Below are 23,469 nucleotides of genomic sequence, written 5' to 3'. Positions count from 1 at the left end.
GTGTGCCACCTTTTGAATTCATCGATGGAGAGCGACCTTGCCTCTGCGTAGCACGTTCACGCGTTTCTTCCAGCTGGAAGCCGCCAGCGGTCTGTTACTGATCGCCGCTGCAGCCCTGGCTCTGATCATCAACAACTCGTCGCTGTCGTGGCTCTATAACGGCCTGCTGGACACCCCCGTGGTGGCCCAGATCGGCGCGCTGAAAATCGCCAAGCCGTTGTTGCTGTGGATCAACGACGGACTGATGGCCCTGTTCTTCCTGCTGATCGGCCTGGAGGTCAAGCGCGAAGTCCTTGACGGCCAACTGTCCAAGCCTTCGCAGATCGTCCTGCCCGGCGCGGCTGCCATCGGCGGCATGGTGGTACCGGCGCTGGTCTACTGGTTTTTCAACCGCGACAACCCGGCAGCCCTCGGTGGCTGGGCCATCCCGATGGCCACCGACATCGCCTTCGCCCTCGGCGTACTCGCCTTGCTCGGCAAACGCGTACCGGTGTCGTTGAAGCTGTTCCTGATGACCCTGGCGATCATCGACGACCTCGGCGCCATCATCGTCATCGCGATCTTCTATTCGGGCGCGCTCTCGACCTTGTCCCTGGCATTGGCCGGGACGTGCATCGTGGCGTTGATCGCGATGAACCGACTCGGGGTGGTCAAGCTCGGGCCGTACATGATCATTGGTTTGATCCTATGGGTTTGCGTGCTCAAAAGCGGTGTCCACGCGACACTGGCCGGTGTGACCCTGGCCTTCTGCATCCCGCTACGCACCAAGAACGCCGAACCTTCGCCGTTGCTGACCCTGGAACACGCGCTGCACCCGTGGGTGGCCTACGGCATCCTGCCGCTGTTCGCCTTCGCCAACGCCGGGTTGTCGCTGAGCGGCGTGACCGTCGAAAGCTTCACCCACCACGTGCCGATGGGCATCGCGGTCGGCCTGCTGTTGGGCAAGACCCTGGGCGTGTTTGGCCTGACCTGGCTGGCGGTGAAAATCGGCATCGCCGCCCTGCCCCAAGGCGCCAATTGGGGCCAGGTGCTGGGCGTGGCGATCCTTTGCGGGATTGGTTTCACCATGAGTTTGTTTGTCGGTTCCCTGGCCTTTGTGCCCGGTGCCAGTGAATACGCCGGGATGGATCGGATGGGGATTTTGACCGGTTCGATATTGGCGGCGTTGATTGGTTATGCGGTGGTGGCGGTGGCTAGTCGAAAGGGAAGCTCTTCGGCGGTTTAACCGGGGGCATATCCGTTTCTGCGGTTGCGGCTGCCGGCGGTTTCGCTTTTACAGCGAGTGACTTGGAAAAGCCCCAAGTAACCAAGGGCTTTTGCCCCGCCATTCGGTGCCTCGCTAAGGCTCGGCATGCCCTCACTCCGGCATTGCTCCGGGAGCCCGCCGCCATCGGCCATCCATGGCCGGGGGCGGCTACCGCGGCATCCTTGCCGCGGTGCCCCCTGCGCAACGCCTGCGTTCGGCCTCTGGGAAAGGGGCGGCAGATCTGAAGCCAAAGCAAAGCAAAGCAAAGCAAAGCAAAGCAAAGCAAAGCAACGGCAAGATCAAAAAATCGCAGCCTTCGGCAGCTCCTTGACCGTGTGTGCGCATCTTTGTATCGCACCGATCCCCTGTAGGAGCGAGCTTGCTCGCGATGGACTCACAGGCATCGCGTTTATTCTGTTGAAAACCGTCATCGTTAACGCCCTTCGCGAGCAGGCTCGCTCCCACATTTGGTCTGGGTACACCTGCGAGAGACTGGTCGGCTGTCAGGCCGCCTTCGCGGGCAAGCCTCGCTCCTACAGAAAATCAGAAGCAGAGCGGCGTACGCTTTTGCTTCCCACCACTCATCAGGTCGAGCGTTAGCTCGCCTGTCGCTTTTGATTTTGATGCACCGCCCCATCGTAAGGCCGAGCGCAGGTTCTGCGCAGTGGGTAACCCGGCAGGGATGCCGGGTTAGCCGCCCCCGGCCATGGATGGCCGATGGCGGCGGGCCCACGGAGCAGGACCGGAGCGAGGGCATGCCGAGCCTTAGCGAGGCACCGAACGAAAGGGGCAAGAGCCCTTGGTTACTTGGGGCTCTTCCAAGTGACACGCCGTAAGGGCGGAACCAATAGCCGCCGTTACCGCAGAAATGGATATGTACCCACCTCGTTCTACCTCTCAAAAAAAAACCCCGACCAGTCACCTGATCGGGGTTTTCTTTTGCCCTGTCCGGCTTAGTGCGAAACGCGGCTCGTACCATCCACAGTGGCAATCCGCACACGTTCGCCAACACGGAACACTTCGTTCTCCTGAACCTGCTGCACGTAGGCGCGCATGCTGCCGTCGTCTTCGCGTACAGTGATTTCCACGCCTTGGGTGCGTGTCAGGCCTTCTTCGGTGGCCGAACCGAGCAGGCCGCCGGCTACTGCGCCGATGACCGCGGCAACGATGCTGCCGCGACCGCCGCCGATGGCGCTACCGCCAACACCGCCCACGACTGCACCAGCGGCGCCGCCGATCGGGGTCTTGGTGCCTTCGATTTTCACCGGACGCAGGGATTCGATGGTGCCCATGCGAACGGTCTGCACACGACGCGCTTCGTCACGGGAGTAGGAGTCACCGGACAGGTTCGATTGGCAGCCAGTGAGCAACATCGCCATGGTGGAAAAGGAAGCAACCAACAGAACAGACTTACGCATAGCATCAACTCCAAAAAGACAGGTAATCATTAAACTCCGCAGCTTGACGCCTGTCACGGCATCGCCCGGATAAAATTGGTTTCATTCAGTTCCAGTACAGACGCCCTCGCGAACTCACCACACAGTAGCGGCAAATTGCGCAATCTGCCCCGCTGACTCAAGGATTGTCATGGATTACTTCATCATTGTCGTCACCACTGTCGCCGGCCTGTACTTCCACGGGTGGTTATACGTACGAATCAAACGCTGGATGGACCGCGATCTGGCGTTAGCCCTGGCGGGAGGAGATGAGCAGAAAAAGGCCTTCATGCTCCAGCAGCTGGCGAACGCTCAAGCGCAGAAGATCAAGCGTCGGGACCTGCCACAGTGGCTCGAGGCCGCTGCGGCAGGCTATCCCGGTCGGTAGACTGCTTAGGGTGCCAGACGTTCAAGAATCCAGTCGGCGCCCTGTAAGCGGTAGTTGAGGCGATCGTGCAGGCGGCTCGGACGGCCTTGCCAGAACTCGATGCGCTCGGGGAGCAGGCGATAACCGCCCCAATGTTCGGGGCAGTGAGGTTGGGTGTCACTGAACCGTTGCTCGGTGTTCTTGAGCAACGCTTCCAGCTCGGCACGGTCGGCAATTACCCGGCTTTGCGGCGAAGCCCAGGCACCGAGGCGGCTGCCTAGGGGCCGGACTTGAAAGTAAGCGTCGGACTCCTCGGGCGTAACCTTCACCACACGCCCTTCGATGCGCACCTGGCGCTCCAGGGCTGGCCAGAAAAACGTCATGGCCGCGAATGGATTCGCGGTCAGGTGCTGGCCCTTGGCGCTGTCGTAGTTGGTGAAGAAGGTAAAGCCCTGCTCGTCCAGGCCCTTGAGCAGCAGAATCCTGCAATGGGGCCGACCGTCCTGATCGACCGTGGCCAGGGTCATGGCGTTGGCTTCCACCGGTGCCTGTTCGGTTTTCACCGCGTCGGCAAACCATTGATGGAACAGCGCGAATGGCTCGGCCGGGGCTTGTGCTTCGGTCAGGCCATCACGGGTGTAGTCTCGACGCATATCAGCCAGGCCCTGGGTCATGGCGCATTCCTTTTGGTTAACGAATCACTTCTTTGTGGCATCGGCAGCGACGTCGACTTTTTTCGCATCGGCGACGGCTTTGGCCGGAACAGTCTTTTTCGCCGGCGTCGCGGTTTTGGCCGGAGCCTTCTTGGCAGCGGCTTTCTTCGCTGGCGCCTTTTTCGCGGCCGGCACGGCAGCTTTCTTCGCGGCGGGTGCCGGGGTCACAGGCACGGCGACCGGCTTCACGTCCTGGGCAGCCACCAGGCGCACCGGTGCCGGCGCTGGCATGTTGTACTTGCTCAGCAGCGCAACCATGGTGTTTTGCGGAGTGACCAGCAGTTCCACGCGACGGTTCAAGGCACGGCCTTCATTGCTGTCGTTGGCAGCACGCGGGGCTTCGCCACCCATGCCGCGCAGCATCAGGCGATCACGTTGCAGACCGCTGAGGCGGAAGATCGCAGCCACGGCTTGAGCGCGTTCCTGGCTCAGCTTCACGTTGGCCGGAGCAGCGCCCGAGGTATCGCTGTGACCCAGCACCAGTACGGCAGTCTTTGGATCGACTTCAAGGATTTTCGCGACACGAGTGAACGGACCGAGGGTCACTGGCAGCAGCATGGCGGGACGGTCAGGGTTGAACGAGCCTTCTACCGGCGCGGTAACGACCAACACGTTTTCACGGCGTTCGAGTTTCAGGTTGCTGTCCTTGATCGCTTCGCGCAGACGCGGCTCGTAGTCGTCAAGCCAGGCCTGGGTGACTTTTGGATCAGGCATCGGCACGACTTTGGCGGTGCTCTGCTCTTTGCCGCCGAACGGCCACCACCATTTGCCACCCGCATCGGCCTCAGCCTTGGCCACTTCAACCGGCTTGGCTACGGGTTTGGCTTCAGGTTTTACCTCAGCCTTGGCTGGCGTCTTGTCGGCGCCGTCATCGGAACCGAACGGCCAGTACCAATGGCTGGCGCTTTCAGTCTTGGCCACCGGCGCGGTCGCGGCAGGCTTCAAGGGTGCTGGGGCAGATGCTGGAGCCGGAGCCGGAGTTTTAGCGGCGACTTTGTCGGAAGAACCGAACGGCCACCAGCTGCTGCCATCCGAGTCATTTTGTGGAGTTTGTGCGCAACCGGTGATAGCGAAGCACAGTGCCAAGGCGAGGGTTTGTTTGGTTGACATTGGATATCCACAAAAAATGAAGTAATGAAAAAATCCGGCCGGGTCGGCCCACATAAACAGACGCTTTGAGACTGAAAAGGCTTTCGGGTTCCAGTTCCAGGCCCCTTAAGCGGGATTTACAGACAAGTGGCCAGTACTCGCACGAGCTTTTGCGCGCGCGGATCCATCAAGACGTACGGCCCTAAGGTATTTGTCACAAAGCCGAAGGCCACATCGTGTTCCGGGTCAGCAAAACCGATGGAACCGCCGGCGCCCGGATGGCCGAACGCACGCGGGCCGAGGCCGTAGGTGGCGTTGGGGACGTCCGGTTGATCGAGCATGCAACCCAGGCCGAAACGGGTCCGGGTCAGTAAAGTCTTGTCCTCGCCGAGGCTGTGTTCACGCGTCAGCTCGTCGAGCATTTCGCCTTCCAGCAGGCTGCCGTCGAGCAGACCGGCGTAGAACCCGGCCAGGCTGCGGGCGTTGCCGTGGCCATTGGCCGCCGGCTGCTGCATGCGCCGCCACTCGGGTTTGTTGGTGCTGGTCATGATCGATGGCGGGTTGGTGAAGGCCCGCGTCGTCATGGCCGTCGGCTCGCGCATCGTCACTTGCAGCAAGCGTTGGGCCGCGGCATCGCCCACGTTGCCCTTGCCACGGGCGATGTGCGCCACGCGGTGAAACTCCGAGTCTGCCAGACCGACATGGAAATCCAGACCCAACGGCTTCGCCACCCGCGCCACGATGGACTCACCGGGCCCACGGCCATCGGCACGACGCAGCAACTCACCGACCAGCCAGCCATAGGTAATCGCGGCGTAACCGTGGCCTTCGCCCGGCGTCCACCAAGGCGTTTCAGCGGCCAGGGCGTCGACCATGGTTTGCCAGTCATAAAGCGCTTCCGGGGCCAGCAACTCGCGCAGCGCCGGCAGACCGGCCTGATGGCAGAGCAACTGGCGCAGGGTCACGGCGTCTTTGCCGGCAGCGGCGAATTCCGGCCAGTAGCGGGCAACCGGGGCGTCCAGTTGCAGCTTGCCTTCGGCCACCAATTGCAGGGCGGTGACGGCGGTAAAGGTCTTGGTGCAGGAGAACAGGTTGGCGAGGGTGTCGCTGTGCCAGGCTTCGAGGCCATCCTTGTCGGCGCTACCGGCCCAAAGATCGACGACGGTTTCGCCGCCGATCTGGATGCACAACGCTGCTCCACGCTCCTGAGGATCGTCGAACAGCGCTGCGAATGCTTCGCGCACCGCTTCAAACTTAAGCTCGTAAAAACCCTGAATCTGCACCCGCAACTCCCCGGATATAAGGCTGTAAAGTGGCCCGCATTGTTCCAGCCATTGAAGGATTTGGGAACAGGGGCGGGCTGGGCGGTCGGTTGCCCATGGAAATGATCGACAATTTGTAGCGCCTGAATCGACGCCTTCGCGGGCAAGCCTCGCTCCTACAGGTCCGGTGGTGCTCTTGTAGGAGCGAGGCTTGCCCGCGAAGAACGATAACGCGGTGTATCAGGCCTCAGTGGCCATTGGCCGAATGCCCACCCGCATGGCCAGCGCCCTGCCCTGCGCCTTTGCCAGCCTCGCCTTTTCTCCCGCCTTCGGCATCGTGGCTGGCTTTGTCCACCTCAGCCTTGGCCTTCTGCGCCTCTTTGCCCAACTGATCGACGGTCGCCAGGTTGCTCTTGCGCACACTGTCGACAAAGCCCTGGAACGGCAGATCGGTAATGCCCACCAATCCAAAGTGACCATTCTCACCGTCCAGCAGGCGGCCGGTCACCGGTTGATCGAGGTATTGGAACCAATGCACCCCGACAATCGACGGCTCGCTCATCGCCTGTTTGAGGAAATTCGCGTAAGCCGGACCACGATCTTCTTCCTTGGCCAATGGCGTCACGCCGCCCCAGAACGGGCCGCGATCCGTCGAACCGAAGTTGAACTCGGTGATCAGCACCGGTTTGTCCAGGCTGCGCAGTGTGGCGAAGTCGTATCCGTCCTGCGGTTGCAGGGTGTACATATTGAAGCTCAACACATCGCAATACTGGGCGCAGGACGCCACCGCTTCCGGGGTGCTGATGGCAAAGCGGCCGCCCAGCAACAACTGATTCGGCGCATGCCACTTGAGCGAATCGGAGATGGTCTTGAAGTAGGTGTCGGCGAAGACCTTCTGGAAGTACTTGAAGTCGGCTTCGATTTCCGGGTGTTCGGCACTCGGCAGCGGCGGCACGAAGCCTGGGTCTTCCATCAATTCCCAGGCGGGCAGGTCGATGCCCCAGGCTTTGGAAAGACCGGCCTGGTTGCGGTATTTGTCGCGCAATTGCTTGAGGAACGCGCGTTTGGCCGGCACATCGGTGGTCATCTTCAAGGTGCCGTAAGCCAGCGCATAGCGGGCTTTGGGGTCATCACCCGGACCGGCCCAGGCCAGTTCGTTGTCGGCAAAGTAGCCGATCAGCCACGGATCGTCTCGATGGTCGCGGGCCGCGATGGCCACGGCACGTTCGGTGGCCATGGCGAAACGCGGGTCGAACGGGTCAGGCATGCCGCCCCACCAGTCGGTGCCGGTGCTGATGCTGGCGTAATCACCGACGATCGACAGCGGCAAGGTGTACGGCACGCGGTCGGTGTTGCCCAGCGCCGGAGCGCTCCAGTTGCCGATGGTGTTGAAGCCCCAGGCTTGCAGGCGATCCAGGGTGTGGCCAGCCCAGCGCTGTTCATCAACCAGCGCTTTGCACGGTTCGGCCGGTGTTTGCTCGGCCGCTTTCGCGGCTGTCGCTTCGACTGCGCCGGTCTTGGCTGCCTCGGCGACACCGGCTTCGGCAGTCGTAGGCGCAATCGGTTGCTCGACAGCCTTGTCGGCTGTTGCCTCAACCGCATCGGCCTTGGCCGCTTCGGCGACACCGGCTTTGGTGTCGCTGCCTGACGCGCAAGGCGCGCCATACAGGCGTTGCAGGTTGGCGCCATAGAAGTCGTACCAGCGACCGGCGTTGTAGGCACGGCCCTGATCGACACCGTTACCGCCACGGTTGTCGCCTTCCCCATAGTGGCTGGCCAATACCTCGTCGGGTTTTGGCAGGGACTCGAACATCCACTCGCGGCCGGCGATGTAGGTCTGATTGACGTCCGGGGTGAGGGTGTTGACCCCCAGGGAATAGAACGGATGGCCTTCCGGGGTCACCAGGTACCAGCGACCGTCACGCTTCTCGGTGCGGAAAAAGCCACTGGCCTTGAACGCCGGGCCTTTGTTCAAGCCTCCGAATTTATCGAGGGGGGATTTCTCACGCTCGGCCAGCCAGGTTTTCAGCTGCTGTTGTTCCTTGGCTGCGGCGCTTTTCAGTTGCTCATCGCTGCTGACTTTTTCCGGCCATTTGGCCCGGGTCGATTGGCCGTAAGCGTCCACCAGACCGCCGTAAGCGGCTTTGGTCACGGCTTCGCCGTCCTGCACGCCGAAGCGTTCCAGCAGGATGCTCTGGGCCACTTTCGGCTGATCCATCGACAAGCTCACCGACACCACTTGGCTGCGATCCAGCTCACCGCTGCTGTTGGCCAGCAGTACGCGCTGGCCGTCGAAACTCATTGGCATCGGCGGGCCGGCTTTCATGCCTTGACTCAAAGGTGTACTGGCGACCAACGGCACTAACAAGGTTTGCGCCGGGCCGGCCGGCAGATCGACGCGGCTGATCAGCGTCTTGCCGTCGTTGCTCTGGATTTTCACGTAGAGCGTCACGGCCCAGTTCATCGCGCTCTGGATTCGCAGGCTCATCACGCCCGACTGCGACCAGTCCCAGGCGCCGGTTTGCGGGGTCAGGCGCAAGGTCGGCTGAGCCACGGGATTGAAGGTCACCCGGCGCAGCACTTCGCCTTCGGCCGTTTGCTCGGCGTTGGATTGCGGCAGGCTGGCGTCCTGAGTCGCGATCTGGACGACGTCGGCGGGGCGCACAAAGTTGAACAGCGTCTGCTGGCCGGCAGGGGCCGCCAGCAAAGGGGCTGCGAACATCAGGGCAAAAACGGCAGGCAGCGAACGGCGAATCATGAGAACGAAATTCTCCCTAACGGCCATCAATGGCCAGTGGAAAAGCGATGGTAGAGAGATAGACAACGCGGCGGGCACATTTGCCCACCGGTGTATCAGGAAATTTCACGACGGAAGGGAGGCAACGCATTGAGGATCGCCTTGCCGTAGCGCTGGGTCACCAGGCGCCGATCGAGCAAGGTGATGGTGCCGCGGTCTTCTTCGGTACGCAGCAAGCGCCCGCAGGCCTGGACCAGTTTCAGCGAGGCATCCGGTACGGAGATTTCCATGAACGGATTACCGCCCCGCGCCTCGATCCACTCGGCCAGGGCCGCTTCGACCGGATCATCCGGGACCGAGAATGGAATCTTCGCGATCACTACGTGCTCGCAATACGCACCCGGCAAGTCGACGCCTTCGGCGAAACTCGCCAAGCCAAACAGCACGCTGGAATCACCGCCATCGACCCGCGCCTTGTGCTTGTTCAGGGTTTCCTGTTTCGACAGGTTGCCTTGAATGAATACTTGCTTGCGCCAGTCGCGATCCAGGCCGTCGAACACGTCCTGCATCTGTTTGCGCGAAGAAAACAGCACCAACGTGCCGCGCGATCCTTCCACCAGCGCCGGCAAATCACGAATGATCGCGGCGGTGTGGGCCGGCGCATCCCGTGGGTCGGCTTTCAGGTCCGGCACCCGCAGCACACCGGCATCGGCGTGATGGAAGGGGCTTGGGACCACGGCGGTCACGGCTTTTTTCGGCAGGCCGGCGCGCATGCGGAAACGGTCGAACGTGCCGAGTGCCGTCAGCGTCGCCGAAGTCACCAGCGCGCCGTAGGCCACGTTCCACAGATTGCGCCGGAGCATTTCCGCCGCGAGGATCGGGCTGGCGTTGACCTCGATGTCGAACAGCGAACCGCTTTCGGCCAGGGTCAGCCAACGGGCCATGGGCGGGTTGTCTTCCGGGTCTTCAGCGGTGAACGCGACCCACAGTTCCCAGTTGCCCGAAGAACGCGACAACAGGCTGCCGAACAGCGGATACCATTCTTCGGCCTGGTTGCTGGCGATGCCGATGTTGACCTCGCCATCCATGCCTTCCTTGAGCAACTCGGTGAGCCGGGTGAACAGGTCGGTCAATCGGGCGAAGCCTTTTTTCAGCTCGACACCCATTTCGCGCATGTGCTCGGGAATCACCCCGCCGACGAAGCGATGACGCGGTCGCTCACGGCCTTCGACGTCTTCGCCGGGTTTGAAATCGGCGACCTGCTCGCACGCGGTGAACATGAACTGTTGCTGGGTTTTGATCTCGCGGGCCAATTCGGGCACCTGCTCGATCAATTTGCCCAGGTCACCCGGCAATGGGTGCTGGGCCAGCAGTTTGGTGAGGTTTTTGGCGGTGGTTTCCAGCCAGTCGGCGGTGGAACGCAGGCGCGTGTAATGGGCGAAATGGCCGATGGCCTTGTCCGGCAGGTGATGGCCTTCGTCGAATACGTAAATGGTGTCGCGTGGATCCGGCAGTACCGCGCCGCCGCCGAGGGCCAGATCGGCCAGGACCATGTCGTGGTTGGTGACGATCACGTCGACCTTGCCCATGCCTTCGCGGGCCTTGTAAAAGGCGCACTGGCCAAAGTTCGGGCAATGGCGATTGGTGCACTGACTGTGATCGGTGGTCAGGCGCGCCCAATCGGCGTCTTCCAGAGCGGTGGACCAACTGTCGCGGTCGCCGTCCCACTTATTGCCGGCGAGCTTCTCGATCATGCTGGTGAACAGCTTCTGGCTGGCCTCGTCGACTTCGATCTTGAAGCCTTCTTCTTCGAACAACTGCGCGGTGGCGGTTTGCGCGTGACCTTCCTGGAGCAACATGTCGAGCTTGGACAGGCACATGTAGCGCCCGCGTCCCTTGGCCAGGGCGAAGCTGAAGTTCAGCCCGCTGTTGCGCATCAGGTCAGGCAAGTCCTTGTAGACGATCTGCTCTTGCAGGGCCACGGTCGCCGTGGCAATCACCAGGCGTTTGCCGGCTGCTTTCGCCGTCGGGATCGCCGCCAGGCTGTAGGCCACGGTTTTACCGGTACCGGTGCCGGCTTCCACCGCGACAATCGCGGGGTCGCCACTGCGCCGGCCTTCGTCGTCGGTGTCGATGTCACCGAGGACCTTGGCGATTTCGGCGATCATCAGGCGTTGGCCGTAGCGCGGTTTCAAGCTCTTGGCTTCGAGAAAACGCGTGTAGGCGCCCTGGATCGTGGTTTTGAGTTCGGTGCTGATCATGGATTGTCGGGCGCAAAAAACGCTGGATAAATTTTCAGTGGTTCGGATCGGCGGCTATCATACCGCGCTAATTAATCCCGCGCAGAACGGAGTACCTCAATGACCGCCTTTAGCCTTGTTTATAGCCTGCATATCCTCGCCGCACTGGTGTGGGTGGGCGGCATGTTTTTCGCCTGGATGGTCTTGCGCCCCGCGGCGATGAAGGCACTGGAAGGCCCTGCCCGGCTGAAGCTGTGGGTAGAAGTGTTTCAAGGTTTTTTCCGCTGGGTCTGGGTCGCGGTGGTGCTTTTGCCGATCAGCGGTGTGGGCATGATTCATCTGCAGTACGCCGGGTTTGAATTCGCGCCGCGTTACGTGCAAGTGATGATGGGGTTGTACGTTGTGATGACCGCGCTGTTTATCCGGATTCAGGCGTTGTTGCTGCCGGAACTGCGCACGGCGGTGACGGCGCAGGAATGGCCGACGGGTGCTGCGGTGTTGGGGAAAATTCGTAAGTTGGTGGGGATCAATTTGATGGTCGGGTTGGTGTTGGTGGCGATTGCAGCGGCGCGGCCGATGTTTTAAAGGCTTCGCGGGCAAGCCCGCTCCCACAGGGTTCGCAGTGATCCCTGTGGGAGCGGGCTTGCCCGCGATAGTGATCGACCAGACAACACAAAATTCAGAAACGTCTTACAACCGCTGTACCGTCACCGAACCCGCCGCCCCCGCAGGCCCTGGCTGGCCATCGGCGCCAGGACGCCCACTCTTGCCGCCATCGGCCTTGTAGACGAAGCAGCCCTTGGCCTTGCCACCCGCCCCCGGTTTACCGCCAGGTCCTGCAACACCACCGGCACCGCCGTCCACCTGAACCTTGATCTGTTCCGCCGGGTAATCGCGCGGCACTTCCAGGCGTACCAGCGCACCCGGTGCGCCGGCCTGGCCGTCACTGCCGTTGCTGCCATCGGCGCCGCGACCGGCCTGGCCCCAGGTGCAACCCGGCGCCTGACCGTTGGCCCCATCGAGACCGACAAAACCCGGCGCACCGGCGCCGCCGCGAGCGTCGACCGACAATTGTGGCGCGTTCAGCGCCTTGATCTGTACATTCAGATTGCGCCCGGAGCGGGCAGCCTTGAGATAAGTCCCCGGCGCGCCGCGAGCGGTAATCTGGCTGCCTTCAGACAACTGGGCACGGCTCACCTTCAATTCCAGGGACTTTTCGCTGGGCACGATGGCGATCCGCGCTTCCCGGCCCAGGTGCAATTCGCCGACAGTGACTTCTGTCACGTTCGAGGGAATCAGCAAGGTGCCGTAATCAGCGACTTCCAGGCGTTCCAGTTGCAAGGTGCTGGCGGTGTTGGGCAAGCGCATCAGCGAGTTGGTTTCGACGCTGACAACCTGAGCGCAGGCCAATGGACTGATGAGTGCGGCGAGCAGACAGAGTTTACGCATGGGAAGCCTTAGGTGCGGTGGGAGCCGGGAGGGTTTGCAGGTGGAAAACGCCAAAGAACAGAATCTTCAGGCGATCAAGCCAAGGATGGGCACGACCTCGGAGGCTGCGGAAACAGAACACCGCTTCAAGCAGATGGAGCCCTGCCAGCAGGCTGCCGGCCAGATCGACCCACACGTGCAGAGGATTGACAAACGGCATGAGCTGATTGACCAGCACGACCAGCCAGAACAGCAGGGTCAACAGCTTCCCCAGCGCCCAAAACACCTTCATACGCCCCCCGTTGAGAATTATTCTTTGCGCGCACAGTAACGGCTTCCACGCGAGATAAGCCAGAGGGCAACAGAAAATTCTTCATGAAGGCCGCCGAATGGCCGTCGAAGCGACCCTGATAGTCGCCCGACGGCTCTATTACATGGCTCAGCGGTTGATGTGCAATTCCACGCGACGGTTTTTTGCGCGCCCCTCTTCCGTTTCGTTGTCGGCCACAGGCTGGCCTTCGCCCCGGCCCTCACTGGTGAGTTTGTTCGGCGCCAGGCCCTGGCTCAACAGGTACGCCGCCACACTGCTGGCGCGTCGCTCCGAGAGTCCCTGGTTATAGGCGTCGTTGCCGACGCTGTCGGTATGACCGACCACTTTGATGCTCACCACATCGGCGCTTTGCAACTTGGGCATCAGTGCATCCAGCTGACTTTGCGCAGAGGGCGTCAGTTCGTACTTGTTGAAGGCAAACAGCACGTCGCCGGGCAACGTGATGACTTCGGGTGCCACCGGTGCGACCGGTTTTACGCTGACCGGGTACTGCGGCAGCGGACAACCGTGATGTTCGACGGGGGTATTGGCCGGTGTATCCGGGCAGCGATCACGTCGATCGAAAACACCATCGTCGTCTTCGTCGCCATCCTGGGCGTAACAGATCAAGCCACCGGTCAAGATTCCGAGCGCTGCTCCACCGGCCGCCCAACCGCTACTTTGCAGAGCACCGAGACCTCCACCGACCAGACCGCCAATGACGCTGCAGATCGGCCATGTACGTTGATTGAGGGGGGCAGTGCCATCGCTGTGAGTAGCGCAACCGGTCATCAGGCTGCCAAGCAGCAGAACCGGCAAGACGGTCCGTGTGAGAACACTCATGGTGAAAGCTCCTGTGTTACCGGCCAATACCGGTTACACAGGAGTAAAGACCCGCATCCGCGACTGCACAAGCCGCGGAGCGAACGGGGCCTAGCGGTTGATTTTGATTTCCGTGCGACGGTTCAACGCACGGCCGTCAGCGGTTTTGTTATCGGCAACCGGCTGGCTTTCACCGGCACCGGCCACAGACACGAACGCGTTGCGGGGTACGCCTTGGGAAATCAGGTATTCAACCACCGAGTGTGCACGACGATCCGACAGTTTCTGGTTGTACGCATCACTGCCCACGCTGTCGGTGTGACCGGTCACGGTCAGTTGCGCGGTGCTGGACTCCTGTTTCAGGCGAGTGGCGATTGTGTTGAGTACTTCTTTGTCGGAAGGGGTCAGCGTGGCCTTGTCGAACTGGAAGTGAACATCGCGGATGACAATGACTTCTTCCTTGACCACCACCGCTTCTTCGACAACGGGTGCAGGCACAGGTGGAGGGCAACCATCGGCATCGACCTTCACGCCTCTAGGCGTACCGGGGCACTTGTCGCGGCTGTCCGGCACACCATCGCCGTCTTCGTCGCCATCACCGTGAACCCAGCAATAGGCCGCAGCCGTGCCGCCGACGAGCAGCGCGCCGTACCCTGCCCATGCCGAGCTCTCGGTCGCGCCGAGACCCGCGCCCACGACACCACCGACCGCCGCACAGGTCGGCCAGTCGGTTTTCTGCAAACCTGCGCAACCAGTCAACACACTGGTTAGCAGAACCAAGGGTAATGCTGTCCGAACTATGCTCATCTAGTTTTCTCCTGAGGGATCGGCTTGAAACCGATTCAGGTAGTAAAGACCCGAGTTTTAATCTCCGCCAGCAATAGGCCATTGCAGTTTTTTCCAATGTTCACGGGCGTTCGCGGCTTTTTGCGGTAAGACGCTCTAGGCCCGAACCTGTGAGCAGGCTAGTCTTGGCGCTCTGATTGAGGATCTTCGATGATTGCAGGTATTTCTTCGCGTACCCCGCAGCAGGCGCTGGCCGCTTTGCTGGATCGCTACGCCCCCGCGCGTCTGCTGCTGATTGGCGCCAGTGAGTTCCCGGCACTGGAAGCCTTCAAACTCGCGCACCCGGACAGCAGCGTTGCTCACGCCACCCCGGGGCCGTTGCCTGCCGAGCTGGCGGCACGACGGTTCGACCTGGCGCTGGTGGTCGATTGCCTGGAACATTTGCCCAAGCGCGATGGCCTGAACCTGTTAGGCGGGATCCGCAACCTCAATGCCAGTCGCATCGCAGTGCTGGCGGACTTGCCGGCCAGCGGCTGGCAGGAGACTGATTTTTTCTCCCTGGCGCTGCAAGCCAGCGAACGCTTCCAGCGTGACGAGCAGGTTCTGACCCTGTTCACCTATGATCTGCTTGACTACAAACAAGTACCCGACTGGCTCAACTCACGCTTCTGGGCCAATCCGGAAAACTTCGGGAAATATTGGTGGTAACGCAATGAGTACTTCTATTTGCCCTTGCGGCAGCGGCACCCTGCTCGATGCCTGCTGCGGTCATTACCATGCCGGGCACCCGGCGCCTTGTGCCGAAGCCTTGATGCGTTCGCGCTACAGCGCTTACGTGCTGGGCCTGATCGACTATCTGGTGGCCACCACCCTGCCCGCGCAACAGGCCGGTCTGGACCGTCAGTCCATCAGCGACTGGAGTGCCAAAAGCACCTGGCTGGGGCTCGAGGTGGAAAGCTCCGAAGTGTTTGGCGGTCAACCGGAGCACGCCTTCGTGACCTTCACCGCGCGCTGGCATGACGGCGCCGGCGAACACAGCCATCGCGAGCGCTCGTCGTTCGTGCAGAACACCGGCCACTGGTACTTCATCGACCCCACCGTGCAACTCAAGGCCGGCCGTAACGATGCATGCCCTTGTGCCAGCGGGCAGAAATTCAAGAAGTGTTGTGCGGGGTATTTCGGCAGTTGAGTTGAGTGACCGGTAGGAACATGACCATGACCATGACCACCCAACGGCGCGTCTTACAGATGCTCACCCTGCTCGTGTTGCTCGGGCTCGGCGGCTGTGCGTCCTGGTTCAGCGACGATGAACCGGAACCGCAGGTACATCTGGTCAAGGTCGAAGTCGTCCAGGCCAAACTCATGCAGCAACGATTCATCCTGCACTTTCGCGTCGACAACCCCAACGACAGTGACCTGACGGTGCGCGGGCTGGAATACCGCATTCATCTGGGGGACCTGTTGCTCACCGAAGGCGAACACGAACATTGGTTCACGGTCAGCCCCAAACGCAGTGCCTATTTCAAGGTGCCGATCCGCACCAACCTGTGGCCCAAGGTCCGGGATGTGGTGAAAATGTTGAAAAAACCCGACCAACCGATTCCCTATCGGCTGGAAGGTGAGCTGGAAACCGGCTTATTCATCGCGCACTACGTGCACCTGGCGCGTAATGGCGTGATAATCCCCGCCGATTTAATTCCGGAGCAAAACCGATGACCCAGCAACCCCATGTCCATGGCCCTGACTGCAACCACGATCATGACCATCACGAGCACCATGATCACGACCATGGCCATGTCCACGGCCCGAACTGCGGCCACGCTCACCAGGAACCGGTGCGCAATGCCCTGAAAGACGTTGGCCGCAACGACCCTTGCCCTTGCGGCAACGGCAAGAAATTCAAGAAGTGCCACGGCGCATGATGTTTCGGGCGAAGAGCTTCTTCGCCTGTTGAATCGCCTTCGCGGGCAAGCCCGCTCCCACAGGGTTTTGCATTGAACACAAACTATGTGAGCACCCGACCAATGTGGGAGCGAGCCTGCTCGCGATGACTGCGGCACATCCACCATCAATGTGTCAGTTCCACCGCTTTCGCGAGCAGGCTCGCTCCCACAGGGATTTCAGCCAGGCTGCAAAATCTGTGTGGTGCTCACGACAGTGGCGTACTCGCCATGCAGATTCCCCAACGACATCGCATGCACCTCTTCGGCGGAATGGGCGTTTCCAAAGTAGTCAGCCTTGTCGAAGGTAAAGCACGCATCCTCCGCCACCCATGCCTCAAACCCCAGATTGCCCGCCGTGCGCGCCGTGGACTCCACCGAATTGTGGGTTGCCACGCCAACGATGATCACCTGATCAATCCCGGCCTCGCGCAATCGCTGCTCCAGCCCCGTCGCACAAAACGCATCCGGCACCTGTTTCTGAATCAGCTGCTCACCGGCCTGCGGCTGGAACCGCTGCTGAAACTCAACCCCCGATTGCTCCGGCCAGAACACTGATTCCGGGGAACGGGACAAGTGCTGCACGTGAATCACCGGCCGCCCGGTTCGGCGCCAATGCGCCAATAACGCCAGCATCCGCTCCTCGGCCTGAGGGTTATTTCGGCGACCGAGCCTGGGCTCCAGGATGCCTTTTTGTTGATCGATGATGATCAGCGCCGCGTTTGTCTTGAGCTCCATGCCGACTTTTCTCCTTCGGGGTCATTGAATTTCACGCACTTCAGCATCACCTCTTCCTACAGGCAAGCTATCGAACGCAAACAGGACAACCTGATGCCGGCGTTTGCTGTGCGCACGTAACGACATCTCTTGATTTGGAGTACTCCATGATCGACCTATATTACTGGACCACCCCCAACGGCCACAAAATCTCGATATTCCTGGAAGAAGCCGGCCTGCCGTACAACGTTTACCCGATCAACATCAGCAAAAACGAACAGTTCCAACCGCACTTTCTGAAAATCTCCCCCAACAACAGGATCCCGGCCATCGTTGATAACGAGCCCGTCGACGGTGGCGAGCCTTTATCAGTGTTCGAATCCGGAGCCATCCTGCTGTACCTGGCGGAGAAAACCGGCAAGTTCCTGCCCAAAGACCTGCGTGGCCGCCAACTGGCGTTGCAATGGTTGTTCTGGCAGATGGGCGGACTGGGACCGATGGCCGGGCAGAATCATCATTTCAGCCAGTTCGCCCCGGAGAAAATCCCCTACGCGATCAAGCGCTACATCGATGAGACCGCGCGCTTGTATGGGGTGCTCGACAAGCAGTTGGCGAACAATGATTTTGTTGCCGGCAGCGAGTACAGCATCGCCGACATGGCGATCTACCCGTGGATCGTTTCCCACAAGTGGCAGAGCCAGAACCTGGAGGACTTCCCTAACGTCTTGCGCTGGTTCAACCACATCCAGAACCGTCCGGCGACGGTGAAGGCGTATGCGTTGGCGGCCAAGGTGAATCCGCCTAAATCCTGATGGAAGATCTTTTGCCTTTGGTAGACAAATCCTGAAATAACCTGATAGCCCGCTTGCGCGGCCACCTCCTGCTCACTAACGTAGCGCCTTTAATGACGCTACCCCCCGCAGGAGCTTTGCCATGGCCTCGCCAGCCCTCACACATTTTCTTCCCCGGTTCGGCGTTGCCGCAGCAGTGGCCGGTGTTTTGAGCCTGACCGGTTGTCAGACCTGGAACACCCAAGACACCCTCCCGCCCACCACCGGCGTGCAGCCGCTCAAAGGTCTGGCACAGAACGTTTCGGTGCGCCGCAATGCCATGGGCATGCCGCTGATCGAAAGCAACAGCTTCCACGATGCACTGTTCGCCCTCGGCTACGTGCATGCCAGCGACCGCATCACGCAAATGGTCACCCTGCGCCTGCTGGCCCAAGGCCGTTTGGCGGAAATGTCCGGCTCGGACCTGCTCGACGCCGACCGCTACATGCGGGCGGTCAACCTGAAGAAAAGTGCCGGTGAGTTGTACAAGGCGTCATCGCCGCGTCTCAAGCGCTTCTTCGAAGTCTATGCGCGCGGGGTCAACGCCTACCTCTTCCGCTTCCGCGACAAGCTTCCGGCCGACCTGATGGCCACCGGGTACAAGCCTGAATACTGGCAGCCGGAAGATTCGGCACTGATTTTCTGCCTGCTGAACTTCAGCCAGTCGGCCAACCTGCCGGAAGAAATTTCCTCGCTGGTGCTGGCCCAGACCGTCAGCAACGACAAGCTGCCCTGGCTGGAACCGTCCGCTCCCGACGAAAAACTGCCGTTGGGTGAAGGCGAAAAACTTCAAGGCATCAAACTCAACGGGCAAATCCCGGGGCTTACCGAAGTCAGCAAAGCCACGCGTCAACTGTCCGATCTGAATCTGCTGGGCGCCACGTCATCGAACAACTGGGCCATCGCCCCGCAACGCAGCCGCAGCGGTAAAAGCTTGCTGGCCAGCGACAGCCACGGGCCGTTGCGCGTGCCATCGCTGTTCAGCTACGTGCAGATTCGCGCGCCGAAATACCAGGCCTCCGGCGTGACCATTGCCGGGTTACCGATGGTTCTGGGCGGTTTCAACGGCAAAGTGGCGTGGAGCATGACCTCGGTCATGGGCGACAACCAGGACGTGTTCCTGGAAAAAATCAAACGCCAGGGCAACGGACTTTCCTACGAGGTCGGCGGCAAATGGCAGTCGGTCATCGTGCGTAACGAAACCTTCTTCGTCAAAGGCCAGCGACCGGTTCGCGAAGCCGTCTACGAAACCCGCCACGGGCCGCTGCTCAACAGCGCCCAGGGCACCGCGCTGGGCAATGGCTTTGGCTTGGCCTTGCAGACGCCGAACTTCACCGACGACAAAACCCTGGACGCGTTTTTCGACCTGTCCCGCGCGCAAACCGTCGAGAAAGCCTCGGACGCCAGCCGTGAAATCCGCGCCATCGCGCTGAACCTGGTGTTTGCCGATGCCAGCAATATCGGCTGGCAAGTGACCGGGCGCTATCCAAACCGTCGCGAAGGCGAAGGCCTGCTGCCATCGCCCGGCTGGGAAGGTCGTTACGATTGGGACGGTTACGCCGACCCGATGCTCCATCCGTATGACCAGGACCCGGCCCAAGGCTGGCTCGGTACCGCCAACCAGCGGGTCATTCCCCATGGCTACGGCATGCAGTTGTCCAATTCCTGGTCGGCACCGGAACGTGGCGAACGCATGGCGGAACTGGCCGGCGCGGGCAAACACGACACGCGCAGCCTGATCGCAATGCAGTACGACCAGACCACCACGTTCGCCGCCAAACTGAAGAAAATGTTCGCCGCACCGGGCATGTCCCAGCCGCTGAAACAGGCTATTGAAGCCTTGCCAGGGGCCGATCGCGACAAGGCTCGCGAAGCTTTCACACGGTTGATGGCCTTCGACGGCAAACTCAGCCCGACCTCCGCCGACGCGGCGATCTACGAGCTGTTCCTGCAACAAAGCACCCAGCAGATCTTCCTCGACGAACTGGGACCGGAAAGCAGCCCGGCGTGGCAAGCCTTTATCGCCAACGGCAAGTTGTCGTACGCGGCCCAGGCCGATCACCTGCTGGGACGCGAGGACAGTCCGTTCTGGGATGATGTGCGCACCGCGCAGAAAGAAGACAAACCGGCGATCCTCGCCCGCAGCCTGGCGGCGGCCATTTCGGCCGGTGACAGCCAGTTGGGCGGCGACCGCAAAGCCTGGCAGTGGGGCAAATTGCACCGCTACGAGTGGAAAAACGCCAGCGGCCAGACCGTGCGCGGGCCACTCGCGGCCGGCGGCGATCACACCACGCTCAACACCGCAGCGTTCGCCTGGGGGCAGGATTTCAACACGACGCTGGCACCGGCCATGCGCTTTATCGTCGACTTCGGCCAGGCCGAACCGCTGATGGGCCAGAACGGCACCGGTCAATCCGGCAACCCGGCCAGCCCGAACTACCTCGACAGCGTCGATCCGTGGCTCAAGGGCCAGTACATGAGCTTGCCGATGCAGCCGCAGAACTTTGACAAGGTGTACGGGAGCAAGCGCCTGACGCTGACACCTGGCAAGTAACCCCTCCCCGGTGGGAGCGAGCCTGCTCGCGATGAGGCCGTGTCATGCACCATTTCCGGTGACTGACACTGCGCTATCGCGAGCAGGCTCGCTCCCACAAGAGGATTTGCAGTGCCGACAAACTTCCATAGAACTTCTCTCCTCGCGCCCACCTCATAGCTAACAAGTCCCCCCATTTTGGTAACAGACATGGACCTTGTTATCGCTCGTCCAGAAGGTTTGTATTGCCCGGTCGGGGATTTCTATATCGACCCGTGGCGCCCCGTCGAGCGGGCGGTCATCACTCACGCCCACGGCGACCATGCCCGCACCGGCAATCAGCACTATCTGGCGGCCGCGCCCGGCGCAGGGATTCTGCGTGCGCGACTCGGCCAGGACATCGACTTGCAAACCCTGGGGTATGGCGAACCACTGCTGCATCAGGGGGTAAAACTGAGTTTTCACCCGGCTGGCCACGTGTTGGGTTCGGCGCAAGTGCGGCTGGAATACGCCGGGGAAGTGTGGGTCGCCTCGGGGGACTACAAGATCGAACCCGACGGCACCTGCGCGCCCTTCGAACCGGTGCGCTGTCACACCTTCATCACCGAATCGACATTTGGCCTGCCGATTTATCGCTGGCAACCTCAGGCGCAGGTCTTTGCCGAGATCAACCAGTGGTGGCAAGCCAATGCCGCCGTCGACACAACCAGCGTGCTGTTTTGTTACTCGTTCGGCAAAGCCCAGCGCATTCTCCACGGGATCGACGCCAGCCTCGGCCCCATTCTGGTGCATGGCGCCGTCGAACCGCTCAACCGGGTGTATCGCGAGGGCGGGGTTTATTTGCCGCCAACGATCCATGCCAGCGAGGTCAAAAAGAGCGACCCGATGATGCGCAAGGCGTTGGTGCTCGCGCCGCCATCCGCGGGTGGCAGCACCTGGATGCGTCGCTTCGGCGATTACAGCGATGGCTTCGCCAGCGGCTGGATGCGCTTGCGCGGCACGCGACGCCGGCGCGGCGTCGACCGCGGTTTCGTGTTGTCCGATCACGCCGACTGGCCGGGTTTGCTCTGGGCCATCGAACAGACCGGGGCCGAACGGGTGATGGTCACTCACGGCTCGGTCGGCGTACTGGTCCGCCATCTGCGTGAGCAAGGGCTCGACGCCCAGAGCTTCAACACCGAGTACGGTGACGATGAGGAAGAACCCCAAAGCGCAGAGCCCGAAAGCGCCGAGGTGCTGACATGAAGGCATTCGCCGAGTTATACGCCGAGCTCGACGCGACGACGTCGAGCAACGCCAAACTGGCGGCGATGCAACACTACTTCGCGCACGCCGCGCCGGAAGATGCAGCGTGGGCGGTGTACTTTCTGTCGGGCGGGCGACCCCGCCAATTGGTGCCTGTGCGCATCCTGCGTGAGCTTGCCGAGACGGTTTCCGGCTTGGCGCCCTGGCTGTTCGAAGAGAGTTATCAGGCGGTGGGCGATCTCGCGGAAACCATCTCGCTGGTGCTGCCCGAAGCGCTGCACAGCTCTACCGACGGACTGGCCGTGTGGATGGAAGAAAAACTGCTGCCGCTGCGCGGTGAAACTCCGCACGTCCTCGCCGAAAAACTGCCCGCCCTGTGGGCACAACTGGACCGCCCGAGCTTGATGGTCTGCATTAAGTTGATCACCGGCAGTTTCCGCGTTGGTGTTTCCAGGTTGCTGGTAACCCGTGCACTGGCGGCCATGGCTCACCTCGACAGCAAGCGCGTGGCCCAACGGCTGGTGGGTTACACCGACCTGTCGAACCGCCCGAGCGCCGCCAGTTACCTGAAGCTGATCGCTGCCGAATCGTCCGACGAGCACGCGCAACGGGGCGGTCAGCCGTATCCGTTTTTCCTCGCTCACGCCTTGTCGCAACCGGTTGACCAGTTCGAAGCCCTGCTCGGCCCGGCCAGTCAGTGGCAAGTGGAATGGAAGTGGGACGGCATCCGCGCGCAGGTGGTCAAGCGCGATGGGCGCCTGTGGATCTGGTCGCGCGGCGAAGAGCTGGTCACCGAGCGCTTTCCCGAACTCGATAGCCTGGTTCACGGCTTGCCCGATGGCACGGTGATCGACGGAGAAATCGTCGTGTGGAAAGCCGCGCAACCGGGTACAGAGGATGCGTTCAACCCGCAATCACCGGCCTCGCCCTCGGTGCAACCGTTCGCGTTGTTGCAACAGCGGATCGGCCGCAAAACCCTGGACAGGAAAATCCTCGAAGCGGTGCCAGTGGTGGTCCTCGCCTATGACTTGCTGGAATGGCAGGGCGAAGACTGGCGCAACCGGCCTCAGGCCCAACGCCGCGCTCAGCTGGAGCAGGTGATTGAAACCTGCGCAAACCCGGTGTTACTGCCCTCGCCGGTGTTGATTGGTGAAGACTGGTTCGACCTCGCCCGCCAGCGCGAAGCGTCCCGCAGCCTAGGGGTCGAAGGCATGATGCTCAAGGCGCGGGAGGCGCTGTATGGCGTCGGTCGGACCAAGGACATGGGCGTGTGGTGGAAGTGGAAAGTCGACCCGTTCAGCGTCGACGCGGTGTTGATCTATGCACAACGTGGCCATGGCCGCCGCGCCAGTCTCTATAGCGATTACACGTTTGCCGTGTGGGATGGCCCGCCGGACGCCAGTGAACGCACGCTGGTGCCGTTTGCCAAGGCGTATTCAGGGCTCACCGACGAAGAAATGCGCCAGGTCGACAGCATCGTGCGCAAGACTACTGTGGAGAAATTCGGGCCGGTGAGCAGTGTCAAACCGAGCCTGGTGTTTGAATTGGGGTTCGAGGGGATCGCCTTGTCCAAGCGTCATAAAAGCGGCATCGCGGTGCGGTTTCCGAGGATGTTGCGCTGGCGGCGGGATAAAACTGTCGAGGAAGCGGATAACCTTGGCACACTGCAGGATTTACTCGGCTAACACCGCCCCCTGTAGGAGCAAGCTTGCTCGCGAAGTAGTGTCAGTCAACTTAAATGTGCCTGATACACCGCCTTCGCGAGCAA

Annotated in this window: 22 protein-coding genes; 11 read left to right on the top strand and 11 right to left on the bottom strand. The window is 61.3% G+C overall.

The window, feature by feature from the left end; all coding sequences use genetic code 11:
• Positions 1-37 precede the first annotated feature (37 nt).
• Positions 38-1,225, top strand: a complete 1,188-nt coding sequence (gene nhaA / locus ACA057_RS06475; RefSeq protein WP_497346830.1) for a Na+/H+ antiporter NhaA — start codon at positions 38-40, stop codon at positions 1,223-1,225.
• A gap of 974 nt (positions 1,226-2,199) precedes the next feature.
• Here nhaA and ACA057_RS06470 read toward each other — a convergent pair.
• The gene (locus tag ACA057_RS06470; RefSeq protein WP_497346828.1) at positions 2,200-2,664 is read right to left on the bottom strand and encodes an outer membrane lipoprotein; all 465 of its coding nucleotides are present in this window, start codon (positions 2,662-2,664) and stop codon (positions 2,200-2,202) included.
• Between the two features lie 169 nt (positions 2,665-2,833).
• Here ACA057_RS06470 and ACA057_RS06465 point away from each other — a divergent pair, with 169 nt between their 5' ends.
• A complete protein-coding gene (locus ACA057_RS06465) occupies positions 2,834-3,070 on the top strand; it encodes a hypothetical protein (protein ID WP_401357254.1) in 237 nt (78 codons plus the stop codon).
• A 5-nt stretch (positions 3,071-3,075) separates the two neighbouring features.
• Here the strand turns inward: ACA057_RS06465 and pdxH are convergent, their stop codons facing one another.
• From pdxH to dinG, 5 genes are all read right to left on the bottom strand, one after another.
• Positions 3,076-3,723, bottom strand: a complete 648-nt coding sequence (gene pdxH / locus ACA057_RS06460) for a pyridoxamine 5'-phosphate oxidase (RefSeq protein WP_401357256.1) — start codon at positions 3,721-3,723, stop codon at positions 3,076-3,078.
• Positions 3,724-3,747: 24 nt separating this feature from the next.
• Complete coding sequence (locus ACA057_RS06455) at positions 3,748-4,872, bottom strand: OmpA family protein (RefSeq protein ID WP_497346825.1); 1,125 nt, start codon at positions 4,870-4,872, stop codon at positions 3,748-3,750.
• Positions 4,873-4,988: 116 nt separating this feature from the next.
• The gene (locus ACA057_RS06450) at positions 4,989-6,134 is read right to left on the bottom strand and encodes a serine hydrolase domain-containing protein (protein WP_497346823.1); all 1,146 of its coding nucleotides are present in this window, start codon (positions 6,132-6,134) and stop codon (positions 4,989-4,991) included.
• Positions 6,135-6,360: 226 nt separating this feature from the next.
• The gene (locus ACA057_RS06445; protein ID WP_497346821.1) at positions 6,361-8,871 is read right to left on the bottom strand and encodes a beta-galactosidase; all 2,511 of its coding nucleotides are present in this window, start codon (positions 8,869-8,871) and stop codon (positions 6,361-6,363) included.
• A 95-nt stretch (positions 8,872-8,966) separates the two neighbouring features.
• The gene (dinG, locus tag ACA057_RS06440) at positions 8,967-11,111 is read right to left on the bottom strand and encodes an ATP-dependent DNA helicase DinG (RefSeq protein WP_497346819.1); all 2,145 of its coding nucleotides are present in this window, start codon (positions 11,109-11,111) and stop codon (positions 8,967-8,969) included.
• A gap of 99 nt (positions 11,112-11,210) precedes the next feature.
• Between dinG and ACA057_RS06435 the strand changes: the two genes are divergently transcribed.
• Entirely contained in the window at positions 11,211-11,675 is a 465-nt protein-coding gene (locus ACA057_RS06435) for a CopD family protein (protein ID WP_497346817.1), read from the top strand.
• Between the two features lie 105 nt (positions 11,676-11,780).
• Here ACA057_RS06435 and ACA057_RS06430 read toward each other — a convergent pair whose 3' ends face one another.
• From ACA057_RS06430 to ACA057_RS06415, 4 genes are all read right to left on the bottom strand, one after another.
• Entirely contained in the window at positions 11,781-12,539 is a 759-nt protein-coding gene (locus ACA057_RS06430; RefSeq protein ID WP_497346815.1) for a collagen-like protein, read from the bottom strand.
• On the bottom strand, positions 12,532-12,810 hold the full coding sequence (locus tag ACA057_RS06425) for a DUF1145 domain-containing protein (RefSeq protein WP_497346813.1): 279 nt from the start codon (positions 12,808-12,810) through the stop codon (positions 12,532-12,534). The genes ACA057_RS06430 and ACA057_RS06425 overlap by 8 nt, the downstream gene beginning before the upstream one ends.
• Before the next feature lie 147 nt (positions 12,811-12,957).
• Complete coding sequence (locus tag ACA057_RS06420) at positions 12,958-13,671, bottom strand: PA1041 family peptidoglycan-binding anchor lipoprotein (protein WP_497346811.1); 714 nt, start codon at positions 13,669-13,671, stop codon at positions 12,958-12,960.
• 90 nt (positions 13,672-13,761) lie between these two features.
• Complete coding sequence (locus tag ACA057_RS06415) at positions 13,762-14,457, bottom strand: PA1041 family peptidoglycan-binding anchor lipoprotein (RefSeq protein WP_497346809.1); 696 nt, start codon at positions 14,455-14,457, stop codon at positions 13,762-13,764.
• Between the two features lie 189 nt (positions 14,458-14,646).
• On the opposite strand from ACA057_RS06415, the gene ACA057_RS06410 reads away from it, so the two are divergent.
• From ACA057_RS06410 to ACA057_RS06395, 4 genes are read left to right on the top strand one after another with little or no spacing between them, the layout of a single operon-like run.
• A complete protein-coding gene (locus ACA057_RS06410) occupies positions 14,647-15,144 on the top strand; it encodes a DUF6231 family protein (RefSeq protein ID WP_401357278.1) in 498 nt (165 codons plus the stop codon).
• A gap of 4 nt (positions 15,145-15,148) precedes the next feature.
• A complete protein-coding gene (locus ACA057_RS06405) occupies positions 15,149-15,625 on the top strand; it encodes a YchJ family protein (protein ID WP_497346807.1) in 477 nt (158 codons plus the stop codon).
• 32 nt (positions 15,626-15,657) lie between these two features.
• Positions 15,658-16,152, top strand: coding sequence for an LEA/WHy family protein (locus ACA057_RS06400; protein WP_497349828.1), 495 nt, complete (start codon positions 15,658-15,660; stop codon positions 16,150-16,152).
• Positions 16,149-16,358, top strand: coding sequence for an SEC-C metal-binding domain-containing protein (locus ACA057_RS06395; protein WP_064676164.1), 210 nt, complete (start codon positions 16,149-16,151; stop codon positions 16,356-16,358). The genes ACA057_RS06400 and ACA057_RS06395 overlap by 4 nt, the downstream gene beginning before the upstream one ends.
• A gap of 198 nt (positions 16,359-16,556) precedes the next feature.
• On the opposite strand, the gene ACA057_RS06390 is transcribed toward ACA057_RS06395, so the two are convergent.
• On the bottom strand, positions 16,557-17,114 hold the full coding sequence (locus ACA057_RS06390) for a cysteine hydrolase family protein (protein WP_497346804.1): 558 nt from the start codon (positions 17,112-17,114) through the stop codon (positions 16,557-16,559).
• A 146-nt stretch (positions 17,115-17,260) separates the two neighbouring features.
• On the opposite strand from ACA057_RS06390, the gene ACA057_RS06385 reads away from it, so the two are divergent.
• The 4 genes from ACA057_RS06385 to ACA057_RS06370 all read left to right on the top strand — a co-directional run bounded on the left by ACA057_RS06385 (position 17,261) and on the right by ACA057_RS06370 (position 23,386).
• Positions 17,261-17,905, top strand: coding sequence for a glutathione binding-like protein (locus tag ACA057_RS06385; protein WP_497346802.1), 645 nt, complete (start codon positions 17,261-17,263; stop codon positions 17,903-17,905).
• A gap of 121 nt (positions 17,906-18,026) precedes the next feature.
• Positions 18,027-20,477 (top strand): penicillin acylase family protein, encoded by a 2,451-nt coding sequence (locus ACA057_RS06380; RefSeq protein WP_497346800.1) that lies wholly within the window; start codon positions 18,027-18,029, stop codon positions 20,475-20,477.
• Positions 20,478-20,666: 189 nt separating this feature from the next.
• Positions 20,667-21,701 carry a ligase-associated DNA damage response exonuclease gene (locus ACA057_RS06375; protein WP_497346798.1) on the top strand — a complete coding sequence of 345 codons (1,035 nt, stop codon included), beginning with the start codon at positions 20,667-20,669 and terminating at the stop codon, positions 21,699-21,701.
• Positions 21,698-23,386, top strand: a complete 1,689-nt coding sequence (locus ACA057_RS06370; RefSeq protein WP_497346796.1) for an ATP-dependent DNA ligase — start codon at positions 21,698-21,700, stop codon at positions 23,384-23,386. The genes ACA057_RS06375 and ACA057_RS06370 overlap by 4 nt, the downstream gene beginning before the upstream one ends.
• Positions 23,387-23,469: the final 83 nt, after the last annotated feature.

This window comes from Pseudomonas sp. LBUM1661, assembly GCF_059695925.1.
The sequence above is the reverse complement of the archived record's forward strand: the minus strand, read 5'-3'. Positions and strand labels throughout refer to the sequence as shown.

Bases quoted from the DNA above. Each gene is read 5' to 3' on its own strand.
- ACA057_RS06470 (WP_497346828.1), bottom strand. From the start codon at position 2,664: ATGCGTAAGTCTGTTCTGTTGGTTGCTTCCTTTTCCACCATGGCGATG.
- ACA057_RS06465 (WP_401357254.1), top strand. From the start codon at position 2,834: ATGGATTACTTCATCATTGTCGTCACCACTGTCGCCGGCCTGTACTTC.
- pdxH (WP_401357256.1), bottom strand. From the start codon at position 3,723: ATGACCCAGGGCCTGGCTGATATGCGTCGAGACTACACCCGTGATGGC.
- ACA057_RS06455 (WP_497346825.1), bottom strand. From the start codon at position 4,872: ATGTCAACCAAACAAACCCTCGCCTTGGCACTGTGCTTCGCTATCACC.
- ACA057_RS06445 (WP_497346821.1), bottom strand. From the start codon at position 8,871: ATGATTCGCCGTTCGCTGCCTGCCGTTTTTGCCCTGATGTTCGCAGCC.
- dinG (WP_497346819.1), bottom strand. From the start codon at position 11,111: ATGATCAGCACCGAACTCAAAACCACGATCCAGGGCGCCTACACGCGT.
- ACA057_RS06435 (WP_497346817.1), top strand. From the start codon at position 11,211: ATGACCGCCTTTAGCCTTGTTTATAGCCTGCATATCCTCGCCGCACTG.
- ACA057_RS06430 (WP_497346815.1), bottom strand. From the start codon at position 12,539: ATGCGTAAACTCTGTCTGCTCGCCGCACTCATCAGTCCATTGGCCTGC.
- ACA057_RS06425 (WP_497346813.1), bottom strand. From the start codon at position 12,810: ATGAAGGTGTTTTGGGCGCTGGGGAAGCTGTTGACCCTGCTGTTCTGG.
- ACA057_RS06420 (WP_497346811.1), bottom strand. From the start codon at position 13,671: ATGAGTGTTCTCACACGGACCGTCTTGCCGGTTCTGCTGCTTGGCAGC.
- ACA057_RS06415 (WP_497346809.1), bottom strand. From the start codon at position 14,457: ATGAGCATAGTTCGGACAGCATTACCCTTGGTTCTGCTAACCAGTGTG.
- ACA057_RS06410 (WP_401357278.1), top strand. From the start codon at position 14,647: ATGATTGCAGGTATTTCTTCGCGTACCCCGCAGCAGGCGCTGGCCGCT.
- ACA057_RS06405 (WP_497346807.1), top strand. From the start codon at position 15,149: ATGAGTACTTCTATTTGCCCTTGCGGCAGCGGCACCCTGCTCGATGCC.
- ACA057_RS06400 (WP_497349828.1), top strand. From the start codon at position 15,658: ATGACCACCCAACGGCGCGTCTTACAGATGCTCACCCTGCTCGTGTTG.
- ACA057_RS06395 (WP_064676164.1), top strand. From the start codon at position 16,149: ATGACCCAGCAACCCCATGTCCATGGCCCTGACTGCAACCACGATCAT.
- ACA057_RS06390 (WP_497346804.1), bottom strand. From the start codon at position 17,114: ATGGAGCTCAAGACAAACGCGGCGCTGATCATCATCGATCAACAAAAA.
- ACA057_RS06385 (WP_497346802.1), top strand. From the start codon at position 17,261: ATGATCGACCTATATTACTGGACCACCCCCAACGGCCACAAAATCTCG.
- ACA057_RS06380 (WP_497346800.1), top strand. From the start codon at position 18,027: ATGGCCTCGCCAGCCCTCACACATTTTCTTCCCCGGTTCGGCGTTGCC.
- ACA057_RS06375 (WP_497346798.1), top strand. From the start codon at position 20,667: ATGGACCTTGTTATCGCTCGTCCAGAAGGTTTGTATTGCCCGGTCGGG.
- ACA057_RS06370 (WP_497346796.1), top strand. From the start codon at position 21,698: ATGAAGGCATTCGCCGAGTTATACGCCGAGCTCGACGCGACGACGTCG.